The 14,539-nt window shown below is 66.2% G+C and carries 12 protein-coding genes and 3 tRNA genes; 2 read left to right on the forward strand and 13 right to left on the reverse strand.

Annotation, left to right across the window (positions count from 1 at the left end; all coding sequences use genetic code 11):
* The first annotated feature begins 17 nt into the window (after positions 1-17).
* Positions 18-875, forward strand: coding sequence for a DUF6279 family lipoprotein (locus BLV15_RS15450; protein WP_090230113.1), 858 nt, complete (start codon positions 18-20; stop codon positions 873-875).
* Between the two features lie 12 nt (positions 876-887).
* Here the strand turns inward: BLV15_RS15450 and mgtE are convergent, their stop codons facing one another.
* The gene (gene mgtE / locus BLV15_RS15455) at positions 888-2,330 is read right to left on the reverse strand and encodes a magnesium transporter (RefSeq protein ID WP_090230115.1); all 1,443 of its coding nucleotides are present in this window, start codon (positions 2,328-2,330) and stop codon (positions 888-890) included.
* 310 nt (positions 2,331-2,640) lie between these two features.
* Between mgtE and BLV15_RS15460 the strand changes: the two genes are divergently transcribed.
* Entirely contained in the window at positions 2,641-3,159 is a 519-nt protein-coding gene (locus BLV15_RS15460; RefSeq protein WP_090230117.1) for a DUF4124 domain-containing protein, read from the forward strand.
* Positions 3,160-3,200: 41 nt separating this feature from the next.
* On the opposite strand, the gene BLV15_RS15465 is transcribed toward BLV15_RS15460, so the two are convergent.
* The 12 genes from BLV15_RS15465 to astA form a co-directional block, all read right to left on the reverse strand.
* Positions 3,201-3,277: transfer RNA gene (locus BLV15_RS15465), tRNA-Arg, on the reverse strand.
* A gap of 73 nt (positions 3,278-3,350) precedes the next feature.
* Positions 3,351-3,427: transfer RNA gene (locus BLV15_RS15470), tRNA-Arg, on the reverse strand.
* A gap of 104 nt (positions 3,428-3,531) precedes the next feature.
* Positions 3,532-3,622 (reverse strand) — tRNA-Ser (locus BLV15_RS15475).
* 60 nt (positions 3,623-3,682) lie between these two features.
* Positions 3,683-3,868, reverse strand: a complete 186-nt coding sequence (csrA, locus tag BLV15_RS15480) for a carbon storage regulator CsrA (protein ID WP_003283978.1) — start codon at positions 3,866-3,868, stop codon at positions 3,683-3,685.
* 179 nt (positions 3,869-4,047) lie between these two features.
* A complete protein-coding gene (locus BLV15_RS15485) occupies positions 4,048-5,289 on the reverse strand; it encodes an aspartate kinase (protein ID WP_090230120.1) in 1,242 nt (413 codons plus the stop codon).
* 104 nt (positions 5,290-5,393) lie between these two features.
* On the reverse strand, positions 5,394-8,018 hold the full coding sequence (gene alaS, locus BLV15_RS15490; protein WP_090230123.1) for an alanine--tRNA ligase: 2,625 nt from the start codon (positions 8,016-8,018) through the stop codon (positions 5,394-5,396).
* 159 nt (positions 8,019-8,177) lie between these two features.
* The gene (gene ltaE, locus BLV15_RS15495; RefSeq protein WP_090230125.1) at positions 8,178-9,176 is read right to left on the reverse strand and encodes a low-specificity L-threonine aldolase; all 999 of its coding nucleotides are present in this window, start codon (positions 9,174-9,176) and stop codon (positions 8,178-8,180) included.
* A 97-nt stretch (positions 9,177-9,273) separates the two neighbouring features.
* Positions 9,274-10,281 (reverse strand): succinylglutamate desuccinylase, encoded by a 1,008-nt coding sequence (astE, locus tag BLV15_RS15500; protein WP_090230128.1) that lies wholly within the window; start codon positions 10,279-10,281, stop codon positions 9,274-9,276.
* Positions 10,282-10,315: 34 nt separating this feature from the next.
* Positions 10,316-10,600: a topoisomerase II gene (locus BLV15_RS15505; protein ID WP_090230131.1), complete on the reverse strand. Its 285-nt coding sequence runs from the start codon at positions 10,598-10,600 to the stop codon at positions 10,316-10,318.
* A 71-nt stretch (positions 10,601-10,671) separates the two neighbouring features.
* On the reverse strand, positions 10,672-12,018 hold the full coding sequence (gene astB / locus BLV15_RS15510) for an N-succinylarginine dihydrolase (RefSeq protein WP_090230133.1): 1,347 nt from the start codon (positions 12,016-12,018) through the stop codon (positions 10,672-10,674).
* Positions 12,015-13,478: a succinylglutamate-semialdehyde dehydrogenase gene (astD, locus tag BLV15_RS15515; RefSeq protein ID WP_090230136.1), complete on the reverse strand. Its 1,464-nt coding sequence runs from the start codon at positions 13,476-13,478 to the stop codon at positions 12,015-12,017. The genes astB and astD overlap by 4 nt, the downstream gene beginning before the upstream one ends.
* A gap of 28 nt (positions 13,479-13,506) precedes the next feature.
* On the reverse strand, positions 13,507-14,517 hold the full coding sequence (gene astA / locus BLV15_RS15520; RefSeq protein WP_090230138.1) for an arginine N-succinyltransferase: 1,011 nt from the start codon (positions 14,515-14,517) through the stop codon (positions 13,507-13,509).
* Positions 14,518-14,539 lie beyond the last annotated feature (22 nt).

The raw sequence follows: 14,539 nt of genomic DNA on the forward strand, positions 1-14,539 counted from the left end.
GGACAGAGACTGCCTCCATGCGCCCTGCTTATCGACACGCGTTCCTGCTGGTGCTCGCCAGCGCCCTGCTGCTGCAAAGCTGTACCCGCATCGGCCTCGCCTACCGCCATCTGGACCGGCTGATTCCCTGGTCGGTGAGCGACTACCTGGACATGACCCCGGAGCAGCGCAGCGCTTTCGACAGCCAGCTGCGCGAACAGTTGAGCTGGCACTGCAGGACCCAGCTGCCGGGCTATCTCGCCTGGATGGACAAGGTCCACGCGATGGTCGCCGAGCGGCGGGTCAGCGAACCCGAGCTGCGCGCGCGGCTGGCGGAGGCGAAGCAGGCGGTGGCCACGGTGGCGGAGGAAATCACCCCGTCGACGGTGGAGATGCTGCGCGGCCTTAACGACGAGCAGGTCGAGGAACTGGCGACGTCCTTCGCCGACGACCGCCGCGAGCGCAGGGAGAAGTACCTGGACGTGCCGCTGCAGGAGCAGATCGACGAGCGCGCCGAACGCATGCGCAAACGCCTGGAAACCTGGATGGGGCGCCTCAGCGAGGCGCAACGGCAACGCGTACGGCTGTGGTCGAGTTCGCTGGGCGAGCAGAACCAGGCCTGGCTGGAAAACCGCGCGCGCTGGCAGGACGAACTGCTGATCGCCCTCGAACAGCGCCACAGCGCGGAGTTCGCCGGACGGATCAAGGTGCTTCTGCAGCAGCGTGAAACGCTATGGACGGAGAGTTACCGCCAGGCGTTCGCGGCCACCGAACAGGCCGGGATCGACCTGTTCGTCGACCTGATGGCGACCGCCAGCGACACCCAGCGCGCCACGCTGCTCAAGCGCGGCGCCGCGTTGCGCGAGGATTTCGCCGGGATAAAATGCCAGGATTGAAGACGCGGGAGGTCACAGCAGGAAGAGAGTCGCCAGGCCGAGGAAGATGAAGAAGCCGCCGCTGTCGGTCATCGCGGTGATCATCACGCTGGCGCCCATCGCCGGGTCGCGGCCCAGCCGCGCCAGGGTCATCGGAATCAGCACGCCCATCAGCGCGGCCAGCAGCAGGTTCAGCGTCATCGCCGCGGTCATCACCACGCCCAGCGACCAGCTGCCGTAGAGCGCATAGGCGACCGCACCGATCACCCCGCCCCAGACCAGCCCGTTGACCAGCGCGACTGCCAGCTCCTTGCGCAGCAGACGCTGCGTGTTGCCGGTGCCGACCTGGTCCAGCGCCATCGCGCGGACGATCATGGTGATGGTCTGGTTGCCCGAGTTGCCGCCGATGCCGGCAACGATCGGCATCAGCGCGGCGAGCGCCACCAGTTTCTCGATCGAACCCTCGAACAGGCCGATCACCCGCGACGCGATGAACGCGGTGATCAGGTTGATCGCCAGCCAGGACCAGCGGTTGCGCAGCGATTTCCAGACCGAGGCGAAGATGTCTTCCTCCTCGCGCAGACCGGCCATGCTGAGGACTTCGCTTTCGCTCTCCTCGCGGATCAGGTCGACCATCTCGTCGATGGTCAGGCGGCCGATCAGCTTGCCGTTCTTGTCCACCACCGGGGCGGAAACCAGGTCGTAGCGCTCGAAGGCCTGGGCGGCGTCGTAGCCGTCCTCGTCCGGGTGGAAACTCACCGGATCGTTGGCCATCACCTCGGCGACCTGTTTCTCCGGGTCGTTGACCAGCAGCCGCTTGACCGGCAGCACGCCCTTGAGCACGCCGTCGTAATCGACCACGAAGAGTTTGTCGGTGTGGCTCGGCAGTTCCTTCAGGCGGCGCAGGTAGCGCAACACCACTTCCAGGCTGACGTCCTCGCGGATGGTGACCATCTCGAAGTCCATCAGCGCACCGACCTGGTCCTCCTCGTAGGACAACGCCGAGCGCACGCGCTCGCGCTGCTGCGCATCGAGGGTTTCCATCAGCTCGTGGACGACGTCGCGCGGCAGCTCCGGCGCCAGGTCGGCGAGTTCGTCGGCGTCCATCTCCTTGGCCGCGGCGAGCAACTCGTGATCGTCCATGTCGGCGATCAGGTTTTCCCGGACGGCATCGGAAACTTCGAGGAGGATGTCGCCGTCGTTCTCGGACTTGACCAGTTGCCAGACGGTCAGACGGTCGTCGAGCGGCAGCGCTTCGAGAATGTGGGCGACGTCGGCGGGGTGAAGCTCATCGAGCTTGCGTTGCAGCTCGGCGAGGTTCTGCCGGTGCACCAGGTTTTCCACGCGATCGTGGTGCATGCCTTCCTGACGGTGCGTCAGGTCTTCCACCAGCTTGTGCCGGTGCAGCAGATCGATCACCTGCGCCAGGCGATCCTGCAGGCTTTCTTGCGGTTTCTTGATTTCTACTTCGTTCATGGCGCACTCCCCCCCCAGCAGCGGCGCGCGCCAAGGGTTCAATCGGTCATGTGATCGGCGAAACGGGCTTTTAAGCGACTACTGGGTAAGTCCATGGGGGTGTTCCACAAGCCCCGGCGGGGCTGACGCCGGCAATCATACCCACTGCCCGGCGCCTTTGCACTCGACAAAACCCGACCAAGAACAAACGTTTGCGAAGCGAATCTCGGCGAAGGCTGAATAGCCGTGCGACGCCATGGAACGACGCCGGGACACCTCGTGCGCGCGGCGAGCAACTACACTGCGCTCGTTTCGTCAGGAGGACGTTTCCATGCATGGATCGCTATACGCAGGGCTCTTCGCCCTGGCGCTCGGCCTGCCGCACGCCGCGACGGCCGCCAGCGTGTTCCGCTGCGTCGACGCCGCGGGCAAGGTCACCTTCAGCCAGCGCGGCTGCCCCATCGACCAGCAGCAGGCGCTGCAACAGGCCGAGAATCCGACGCCGGGCAACGGCAAGCCGGTGCCGATGGCGACGCCGAAGAAGAACGCCGGGGTCAAGTCCGGGAAGAAGCAGGCAAAGCCGCGCGAGCTGGTGGTGACCGGAGGCCAGGATGACGGTTGCGGCAACCTGCTGGACGCGAGCCAGCGCCGCCAGGCGACGATCCGCCGGGAAGTGCGCGACGGCATGAGCCGGCAGGACATCGAAAGCGCCTTCGGCCGCCCGGACAAGGTCAGCACGCAAAACGGCCAGGTGCGCTACACCTACGAGGCGGACGGCAATGGCCGCAGCCGCCAGGTGACCTTCGACGAAGCCGGTTGCGTGAAAAGCAAGGCGAAGAAAAAACGCTGACAAAGAAAAAGGGCCTGCATCGCTGCAGGCCCTTCCTTGTATGGTGCACTCAGGAGGATTCGAACCTCCGACCGCTCGGTTCGTAGCCGAGTACTCTATCCAGCTGAGCTATGAGTGCATGTGGCGCTTGATGGACCAGGTCACCGCTGGTTGAAACAAAATGGCTTGCATCGCTGCAAGCCATTCTAAATTGGTGCACTCAGGAGGATTCGAACCTCCGACCGCTCGGTTCGTAGCCGAGTACTCTATCCAGCTGAGCTATGAGTGCATGGGGTGCGCATTATAGGGAACTCGCTCTGTGATTCAAGTAGGTTGTCAGCTATTTCAATACCTTGCTGTTCAACTCACTTGCACCACACCCAGGTAATGCAATGGCGGAGAAGGGGGGATTCGAACCCCCGACACCCTTGTGAGGTGTACTCCCTTAGCAGGGGAGCGCCTTCGGCCACTCGGCCACCTCTCCGCAACGGGGCGCATGATACCCATGTTCCCCCGCTTTGCAAAGCCAAAATTTTGAGAAAAATTAGTGGCTTGGTTCTTGATCTTTCTCTTTCTGGATGCGCTGGTAAATCTCTTCGCGGTGAACCGCCACTTCCTTGGGCGCATTCACGCCGATGCGCACCTGATTACCCTTCACGCCCAACACCGTGACCGTAACGTCGTCACCTACCATAAGGGTCTCCCCTACCCGGCGAGTCAGAATCAGCATTCCTTTCACTCCCTTTCGGATTCATAGCAAGACAACTGTGTCTGCAGATATTCACTACTGCCCGGCACAATCTTCCGGCCGGGCTTGCTCCCCAGTATTGACCGTCTTCGAGGAACGTAAAGTTCCGCCGGCACAGCCAATTACGACAAAAGGCGCGAAATAGCGCCTTTGTCGGGGGTTTATTCTTCGTTGCCGGGTCGCGAAGGCGCGTCCAGCTCGAACGCGGTGTGCAACGCACGTACCGCCAGCTCAAGGTACTTCTCTTCGATTACCACGGAAACCTTGATTTCGGACGTCGAGATCATCTGGATGTTGATGCTCTCCTTGGCCAGCGATTCGAACATGCGGCTGGCGACGCCGGCATGGGAACGCATGCCGACACCGACGATGGACACCTTGGCGATCTTCACGTCGCCGACCACTTCCCGGGCGCCAATTTCGCGCGCGGTGTTTTCCAGCACGGCATGGGCGTTCTGGTAGTCGTTGCGATGCACGGTGAAGGTGAAATCGGTGGTGTTATCGTGCGCGACGTTCTGCACGATCATGTCCACTTCGATGTTGGCCGCGCTGATCGGGCCGAGAATCTTGAAGGCCACGCCGGGATTGTCCGGCACGCCACGGATGGTCAGCTTGGCTTCGTCGCGGTTGAAGGCGATGCCGGAGATGATCGGCTGTTCCATGGATTCCTCTTCATCAAGGGTAATGAGGGTGCCCGGACCCTCCTGGAAGCTGTGCAGGACGCGCAGCGGGACGTTGTACTTGCCGGCGAACTCGACCGAACGAATCTGCAGCACCTTGGAACCGAGGCTGGCCATTTCCAGCATCTCCTCGAAGGTGATCTTGTCCATTCGGCGGGCCTGCGGCACCACGCGCGGGTCGGTGGTGTAGACGCCGTCGACGTCGGTATAGATCTGGCACTCGTCGGCCTTCAGCGCGGCCGCCAGGGCGACGCCGGTGGTGTCCGAACCGCCGCGACCGAGGGTCGTGATGTTGCCCTGCTCGTCGACACCCTGGAAACCGGCGACCACCACCACGCGACCGGCCTTCAGCTCGGCCCGCAGCTTGCGATCGTCGATCTGCAGGATGCGCGCCTTGTTGAAGGCGCTGTCCGTGAGGATGCGCACCTGGTTGCCGGTATAGGACACCGCTGGCACGCCGCGCTTGTTCAGCGCCATGGCCAGCAGGGCAATGGTCACCTGCTCGCCGGTGGAGATCATCACGTCCAGCTCGCGTGCGTGCGGCTGCTCGTCGATCTGCTTCGCCAGCGCGATCAGGCGGTTGGTTTCACCGCTCATGGCCGAGACCACGACGACGATGTCGTCGCCGTTCTCGCGGAATTTCTTGACCTTCTCGGCCACCTGCTCGATACGCTCGACGGTGCCGACGGAGGTGCCCCCAAATTTCTGTACGATCAAAGCCATTTCAAAAGCCGCCTAAGCCCGCGAAGGGCGCCCATTAAACATACAACCCCAACCACTGCCAAGGCCTGCACCGCGCCGATACCCGATCGGCGCCGGCAGTCACATCAGAGACCCTGTTCGACGAAGGTTTTCGCCAGCGCCAGAGCCTCGTCGAGTTTCGCCGGCTCGCTGCCGCCGCCCTGAGCCATGTCCGGACGACCGCCGCCCTTGCCGCCGACCGCCGCAGCGGCCTGCTTCATCAGTTCGCCGGCCTTCAACTGGCCAGTCAGGTCGGCGGTGACGCCGGCCACCAGCACGACCTTGTCGTCGAGCACGCCGCCGAGCAGGATCAGCGCGCGCCCCAGCTTGTTCTTCAACTGGTCGACCAGCGCCAGCAGCGCCTTGCCGTCGAGCCCGTCGAGACGCGCGGAAAGCACCTTGACGCCCTTCACGTCCACCGCCGACCCAGCCAGGTCGTCGCCGGCGCTGCTCGCGGCCTTGGCCTTGAGCTGGGCGAGTTCCTTCTCCAGCTGGCGATTGCGCTCGAGCAGGCCGGACAGCTTGTCGATCAGGTTGTCGCGGCTGCCCTTGACCAGGTTGGCGGCCTCCTTGAGCTGCTCTTCGGCGCCGTTCAGATAGGCGAACGCGGCCGCTCCCGTTACCGCTTCGATGCGCCGCACGCCCGCCGCGGTGCCGCCTTCGCTGGTGATCTTGAACAGGCCGATGTCGCCGGTGCGCGACACGTGGGTGCCACCGCACAGCTCGACGGAGAAACCGCCGCCCATGCTCAGCACGCGCACGCGGTCGCCGTACTTCTCGCCGAACAGCGCCATGGCGCCCTTGGCCTTGGCGGTCTCGATGTCGGTCTCCTGCGTTTCGACCGAGGTGTTGGCGCGGATCTCGCGGTTGACGATGTCTTCTAGCTCTTTCAGCTGCTCGGGCTTGATCGCCTCGAAATGGCTGAAGTCGAAGCGCAGGCGCTGGCTGTCGACCAGCGAACCCTTCTGCGACACGTGCTCGCCGAGTACCTGGCGCAGCGCCGCGTGCAGCAGGTGGGTCGCCGAGTGGTTGAGCGCCGTGGCCTGGCGCACCGAGGCGTCGACGGTGGCCTCGACGCTGGCGCCAACGCTCAGCGAGCCGCTGTCGAGGATGCCGTGGTGAAGGAACGCGCCGCCGGCCTTGGTGGTGTCGCGCACGTCGAAACGCAGGCCTTCGCCGGCAAGGAAACCGGCATCGCCGATCTGGCCGCCGGACTCGGCGTAGAACGGCGTCTGGTCGAGCACGACCACGCCCTCCTCGCCCGCGTGCAGCTGCTCGACCGCCGCGCCGTCCTTGAACAGCGCCAGGACCTTGCCTTCGCCGGTGGTGCCCAGGTAGCCGGTGAAACGTGTCTCGCCCTCCACCTTGACCAGCGCGTTGTAGTCCATGCCGAAGGCACTGGAGGCGCGGGCGCGCTTGCGCTGGGCGTCCATCTCGCGCTCGAAGCCTTCCTCGTCGAGGGTCAGCTCGCGCTCACGGGCGATGTCGCCGGTGAGGTCCATCGGGAAGCCGTAGGTGTCGTACAGCTTGAAGATGATTTCGCCGGGAATCACCGAGCCCTGCAGGTCGGCCAGATCCTGCTCGAGGATCTTCAGGCCCTGCTCGAGGGTCTTGGCGAACTGTTCTTCCTCGGTTTTCAGCACGCGCTCGATGTGCGCCTGCTGCTGTTTCAGCTCGGGGAAGGCCTCGCCCATCTCGGCCACCAGCGCGGCGACGATGCGGTAGAAGAAGCTGCCGGTGGCGCCCAGCTTGTTGCCGTGACGGCAGGCGCGGCGAATGATGCGGCGCAGCACGTAGCCGCGCCCCTCGTTGGAGGGCGTGACGCCGTCGGCGATGAGGAAGCCGCAGGAACGGATGTGGTCGGCGACCACCTTCAGCGAGGCCTGCTCTTCGTTGGCGCAGCCGATGGCCTGCGCGGAGGCGTTCAGCAGGTTCTGGAACAGGTCGATCTCGTAGTTCGAGTGCACGTGCTGGAGCACCGCGCTGATCCGTTCCAGGCCCATGCCGGTATCCACCGACGGCGCCGGCAATGGGTGCAGCACGCCGTCCGCGGTCCGGTTGAACTGCATGAAGACGTTGTTCCAGATCTCGATGTAGCGGTCGCCATCTTCTTCAGGCGAGCCGGGCGGGCCGCCCCAGATGTCGGCGCCGTGGTCGAAGAAGATCTCGGTGCACGGCCCGCAGGGACCGGTGTCGCCCATCGCCCAGAAGTTGTCCGACGCGTAGGGCGCGCCCTTGTTGTCGCCGATGCGGACCATGCGCTCGACCGGGACGCCGATGTCCTTGGTCCAGAGGTCGAAAGCCTCGTCATCCGAGGCGTAGACGGTGACCCAGAGCTTTTCCTTGGGCAGGTTCAGCCATTTCTCGGAGGTCAGGAACTCCCAGGCGTAGCTGATCGCATCGCGCTTGAAATAGTCGCCGAAGCTGAAGTTGCCGAGCATCTCGAAGAAGGTGTGGTGACGCGCGGTGTAGCCGACGTTTTCCAGGTCGTTGTGTTTGCCGCCGGCGCGCACGCACTTCTGGCTGGAGGTGGCGCGGGTGTAGGCGCGCTTTTCCAGGCCGAGGAAGCAGTCCTTGAACTGGTTCATCCCGGCGTTGGTGAACAGCAGGGTCGGATCGTTCGCCGGAATCAGCGAACTCGACGCCACACGGGTGTGCCCCTTCTCTTCGAAGAAGCGGAGGAAGGCTTCACGGATTTCTGCGCTTTTCATTGGATTTTTCCAGGGAAACGGCCGGACAGGAAATAACGGCAAAGGGCCGCATTATATAGGCCCCGCGCCCGCCCGATAGTGCTTTGTGAATAGACTCACGCTATCGGGGCGACAGGTATCTGGGTATCGGGCGAAACGCCCCGAGGGGCAGCGCGGCGGTCAGCGGAAACCGGCGAACAGCTCGCGAACCCGCGGGATGTGTTCGGCGTGGAAATCCAGGTGAGTCACCAGGCGCGTGCGGGGCGCGGTGCTCAGCTTGATTCCCTGCTCGGCGGCGCGGGCCTTCAGCGCGCCGGCCTGATCGCCCATCTGCACGTAGACCATGTTGGTCTGCACCGGCTCCACCTCGAAGCCCAGCCCGCGCAGCTGTTCGGCGAGAAGCTGCGCATTGGCGTGGTCCTCGGCCAGGCGCTCGACCTGGTGCTCCAGCGCATGCAGCCCCGCAGCCGCCAGCATGCCGGCCTGGCGCATGCCGCCGCCGACCATCTTGCGCCAGCGACGCGCCTTGTCGATCAGCGCCTGGCTGCCGCACAGCACCGAACCGATGGGCGCGCCGAGACCCTTGGACAGGCACACCGAGACGGAATCGAAATGCCGGGCGATCTCCTGCGCATCGACGCCCAGCTTGACCGCCGCGTTGAACAGCCGCGCGCCGTCCAGATGCAGGGCGAGGCCGCGCTCGCGGGTGAAGCTACGGGCGCGGGCCAGGTAGTCCAGCGGCAACACCTTGCCCTGCATGGTGTTTTCCAGCGCCAGCAGGCGCGTGCGGGCGAAGTGAAAGTCGTCCTCCTTGATGTACGCGGCGACCCGGGCCAGGTCGAGCGAACCGTCGGCCTCCATCTCGATCGGCTGCGGCTGGATCGAACCCAGCACCGCCGCGCCACCGCCCTCGTACCTGTAGGTGTGCGCCTGCTGCCCGACGATGTACTCGTCGCCACGTTCGCAGTGCGCCAGCAGGCCGAGCAGGTTGCTCATGGTGCCGGTCGGCACGAACAGCGCCGCGGCGAAGCCGAGCCGCTCGGCCAGGTAGGCCTCGAGACGGTTGACCGTCGGGTCCTCGCCGTAGACGTCGTCGCCCAGCGGCGCGCGGGCCATGGCTTCGCGCATCGCCTCGGTGGGCTGGGTGACGGTGTCGCTACGCAGGTCGATCAGGGACATTCTCGGGCTCCGGTGAGTGCGGCGGGCCGCCGCAGAACGGCAGCCGGGTGCGCAGGATAGCGCCAGCCGTCGGCATTGTGCAGGCAGCACGAGTGGTTCAGACGCCGGACGGAGCCTGCGTGGGGACGATCAGGATGCCGGCGCGCAGGCCGTTGGCGACTTTCGGATTGGGGAAGATGATCCGCGCGCCCTCCTCTTCCACCAGCCAGCGGCTTCCGGCGATGTCCTCGGCGAGCAGGTAGCCCGGCGGAAGTTCGCTGAAGTTCTCCACGTCGGCGGCGAGATGAAGCTGGAATGCATCGCTGTGCTTGATCACCTCGCGGGCGACGGCGAACAGCTGCAAATCGTCGAGGCTGTCGTCCGCCGACTCCTCGCGGCCTTCGATGAGGGCCGCCAGTCGCGCTTCCAGCAGGTGCAGGTCGACCCCGTCGTTGTGCCCGAAGGGGCGCGCCTTGCCCAGTTCCAGGGTGAAGGCCTCGGCCTGCAGGTGCGTATAGGTGTAGGCGCTGAAGGTGATCCCCGGCTTGCTCTGCAGTAGCACGGCGTCGATCCCCGCCGCGCTCAGGCGCGCCAATTGGCGCCGCGAATGCTCTCGGCCGCTGGCGAACGGATAGAGCGCGAAACGCTCGATCTTCGAGCCACGAATCGCCGTGTGCAGGTCGTAGTGCAGGCGCTCGCGCCCGGGACGGGAGAAGAACGCCGCGGCGAGCCGCTCCAGCTCGGCGGCGCGCAGGGCTTCGAAGCCGCTGGAGTCCTCGTGGCGACCGTTGAACAGGCGATTGAGATCCTGCTCCAGGTAGCGCTCGCCACGGCGCATGGCATCCGGGTTGCCGTACATGAACAGGACCCGCGCGCGCGGCTTCAAACGGCCGCTGGCGATGTCCTGCAGCAGCCGGTCGAGCAGTTCGATCGGCGCGGTTTCGTTACCGTGGATGCCCGCGGAGAGCAACAGGTCGAGGCCGTCGTCCTTGCCGCTGGGCGGAGTGACCTCTAGCACTCCCTCGGTCAGCCAGTGCAGGCGAACGCCCTCTACCGTCAGTTGAATCTTCTCGGTCGGCTCACGGCGGACCAGGGTCAGTTCAAGCAGTTTGCCGAGGGCAAGCATGGGCGTACTCCCTGTCTGGCGCGTCGCGCGCTGCTCAGTGGCCGCAATCCGGGCCGTGCACGTGTTCGTCGTCTTCCTCGTCGGCTTCCACCGGCTCCATCTCCAGCTGCAGGCTGACCAGGTTGGTGGCCATCGGGCGCAGCAGCAGGTTGGCGTATTCGCTGTCGCCGTCCTCGATGTCCACGCCGATCAGCAACTGCCCGTTGTTCTGCTGAATCCACAGCTCGCGGCCCTGCCAGACCACGGCGAAACGCGTGCAGGAAGTTTCCAGCTGGGTGCCGTCGGTGTCTTCGAGGATCAATTGAAGGGCGTCGCTCATGGGTTACTCCAGATGGCGGGCGCGGCCCGCATGGCAAGGCGGAAGCCGCGGGAAGCCCGCGGCCGGGAGAATCAGTTGGTCTGGAACGGATAGACCGAGCCCAGTTTAAGTATCCGGGTCAGCTCGTCCAGCGCCGTGCGGCATTCCAGCAGCAGTTGAGGGTCGCCCAGATCGGCTTCGCCGAGGCGATCACGGTAATGGGCATCGACCCAGGCGAGCAGTTCCTGGTACAGCGCCGGCGTCAGCACGACGCCCGGATTGACCGCCGCCCGTTCGGCATCGTTGAGCGCGACGCGCAGGCGCAGGCAGGCCGGACCGCCGCCATTCTGCATGCTCTGCTTGAGGTCGAAGGCCTTCACCTCGCGGATCGGACCGCCGCTGGCGGCGAGCCCCTCGAGGTAACGCCACACCGCCGGGTTGCTGCGGCATTCCTCCGGGACCACCAGCAGCATGCTGCCATCGGCGCGGCTGAGCAGTTGGCTGTTGAACAGGTAGGAGCGCACTGCGTCGTCCACGGCCACCGCATCGCGCGGCACCCCGATCGGCTGCAGACGGCCGCCGCGGCGCGCCAGCTTGTCGTGCAATTCGGCGAGCACGCGCTCGCTGTCGAGGAAGGCGTCCTGGTGATGGAACAGCACCTCGCCGTTGCCCACCGCGATCACGTCGTTGTGGAACACGCCCTGATCGATCACCGCCGGATTCTGCTGCGCGTAGACCACCCCCGCGTCGCTCAGCCCGTGCAGGCGCGCCACGGCCTGCGAGGCTTCCAGCGTCTGCCGCGCCGGATAGCGCGAGGGTTGCGGGTAGCGGCCATCGAAGGCGCTGCGGCCGAAGACGAAGAACTCCACGCCGGGCTCACCGTAATCGCGGCAGAACCGCGTGTGGTTGGCCGCGCCCTCGTCGCCGAACTGGCTGGCCGCCGGCAGCGCCGGGTGATGGGCGAAATGCTGCGGATCGGCGAACATCGCCGCCAGCACGCGGCTGGTCTGCGGGTGCTCGATGCTGCGGTGGAACTTGCAGTTGAGGTTGGCGGCGGTGAAGTGCACACGGCCGTCGGCGGTGTCGGCGCTGGGGCTGACCGTCGCGGCGTTGGCCGTCCACATGCTGGACGCCGAACTGCAGGCCGCCAGCAGCAATGGCGCTTCGCGGGCGGCTTTCTCCACCACCTGCGCGTCGCTGCCGGAGAAGCCCAGGCCGCGCAGCGCGGCGATGTCGGGGCGCTCCTGCGGGGCCAGTACCCCCTGCTGGAAGCCTAGATCGAGCAGCGCCTTCATCTTCGCCAGGCCCTGGCGCGCGGCTTCCTTCGGGTTGGACGCGGTCTGGCTGTTGCTCTGCGAAGCGACGTTGCCGTAGGACAGCCCGCCGTAGTTGTGCGTCGGCCCGACCAGCCCGTCGAAGTTCATTTCATGTGCCGTCATAGGCTGACTCCCGGGGTCAGGGTGGCGGGCAGGCTGAGACGCTCGCTTTCCAGCGAGGCGACCGGATAGGCGCAGTAATCGGCGGCGTAGTAGGCGCTGGCGCGGTGGTTTCCGGAGGCGCCGACACCGCCGAAGGGTGCGCTGCTGGCGGCGCCGGTGAGTTGCTTGTTCCAGTTGACGATGCCCGCGCGGCTTTCCAGCCAGAACTGCGCGTAGCGCTCCGCCGAATCCGACAGCAGCCCGGCGGCGAGCCCGTAGCGGGTGGCGTTGGCCTCGACGATGGCCGCGTCGAAATCGACGTAGCGGATCACCTGTAGCAGCGGGCCGAACAGCTCTTCGTCGTCGCGCCCGGCGACCGCGCTCACGTCGAGGATGCCCGGCGTCAGCAGCGCCGCGTTTTCCAAGGGCTGTGACATGTTCAACAGCGAAACCGCGCCGCGCTCGATCAACTGGCGTTGCGCCTTGAGCAGCTGCTTCGCGGCGTCCAGGGAGATCACCGAGCCCATGAACGGCGCTGGCTGTTCATCGAAGGCGCCGACCCGAATCGTCGAACTGACCGCCACCAGGCGCGCCAGCAGCACATCGCCCCAGGCGCCCTGCGGCACCAGCAGACGGCGCGCGCAGGTGCAGCGCTGGCCGGCGGAAATGAACGCGGACTGGATGATGGTGTAGACGGCCGCGTCGAGGTCCTCGACCTGATCGACCAGCAGCGGGTTGTTGCCGCCCATCTCGAGCGCGAGGATCTTTTCCGGACGCCCGGCGAACTGGCTGTGCAGCAGGTTGCCGGTGCGGCTGGAGCCGGTGAAGAACAGCCCGTCGACGCCATCGTGGCCGGCCAGGGCGGCACCGGTGTCGCGCGCGCCCTGCAGCAGTTGCAGCACTCCGGCGGGCAGGCCGGCGTCGATCCAGCACTGCACGGTCAGCTCGGCGGTTTTCGGCGTCAGTTCGCTGGGTTTGAACAGCACCACGTTGCCGGCCAGCAGCGCCGGCACGATGTGCCCGTTGGGCAGGTGTCCGGGGAAGTTGTACGGGCCGAACACCGCGACCACGCCATGCGGCTTGTGGCGCAGCGCAGCCGTGGCATCGGCCAGCGGCGCACTCTTCTCGCCGGTGCGCTCGCGATAGCTCTGCAGCGAGATGGCGACCTTGTTGACCATGCTGGTGACTTCGGTGGCAGCCTCCCACAGGGGCTTGCCGGTCTCCGCACCGATGCAGTGGGCCAGCGCGTCGGCGCGCGCCTTGAGTACCTCGGCGAAGCGCTCGAGCAGGCCGACGCGCTCCCCGAGCGGACGCCGCGCCCAGACCGGGAACGCCGCGCGGGCGGCGAGCAGCGCCGCCTCGACCTGCTCGGCGCTGGCCGCACGGCCGCTCCACAGGCACTCCTGGGTCACCGGATTGAGCGATTCCAGGGCCTCGCCCTGCCCCGCCTGCCAGGCGCCGGCGATGTAATGCGTACTCATGGCGGAAACTCCTCGACCGCGCCTGGGCTCAGGCGCTCAGCGGCACGGCGCGCACCTGGGCGCCGGGGGTCAGTTGCAGGCGCCGCGCGGTCATCGGGTCGACCACCAGGGTGCCGGCGGCCATCCGCGCGGGGGCGGCGGTGATCCGGCAATCCTGGCGCTTGCGGTTGTGGATGAGGAACGGCGTGGCATCGTCGCCCGGCGTACCGACGGCCAGCACCAGCGGCTGGCTGTCGCGAACCGCGCGGATCTTCGCCGTCTCGCACTCGATGGCCGGGCCGGCGTCGAAGATGTCGACGTAGCCCTGGTGACTGAAGCCTTCGCTCTTGAGCATCGCCAGCGCCGGTTCGGTGTCCGGGTGGACGCGGCCGATCACGTTGCGCGCGTCCTCGGAAAGGAAGCAGGCGTAGAGCGGGAACTTGGGCATCAGCTCGGCGATGAAGGCCTTGTTGCCGACCCCGGTGAGGTAGTCCGCCTGGCTGAACTCCATCTTGAAGAAGTGCCGGCCCAGGCATTCCCAGAACGGCGAACGGCCGGCCTCGTCGGACATCCCGCGCATCTCGGCGATGACCTTCTCACCGAACAGTTGGCGGAACTCGGCGATGAACAGGAAGCGCGCCTTCGACAGCAGCCGGCCGTTCAGGCCGCTGCGGTGATCGGCATGCAGGAACAGCGAGCACAGCTCGGAATTGCCGGTGAGGTCGTTGGCGAGGAACAGCGTCGGAATCTGCCGGTGGATGTTCAGCTCCTGCGAGGCGCTGACGGTGAGCCCCACGCGGTAGTTGTACCAGGGCTCGCGCAGGCCGACGGCGCCGGCGATGGCGGAGATGCCGACCACCCGCCCCTCGTCGTCCTCGAGCACGAACAGGTAATCCGCATCGGCCCGCTCGGCCTCGCCGCGGAAGGTCTTCTCCGCCCAGCCGACGCGGTGCGCCAGGCGCGCCTCGTTGGCCGGCAGCGTGGTCAGCCCGGCGCCGGTGCTGCGCGCGAGGTCGATCAGCGCCGGCAAATCGGCGCTGCGTACGGGACGAACGATCATGGAATTCTCCGCAAGACTGCCG

This window comes from Pseudomonas kuykendallii (assembly GCF_900106975.1).
Classification (GTDB): domain Bacteria; phylum Pseudomonadota; class Gammaproteobacteria; order Pseudomonadales; family Pseudomonadaceae; genus Pseudomonas_O; species Pseudomonas_O kuykendallii.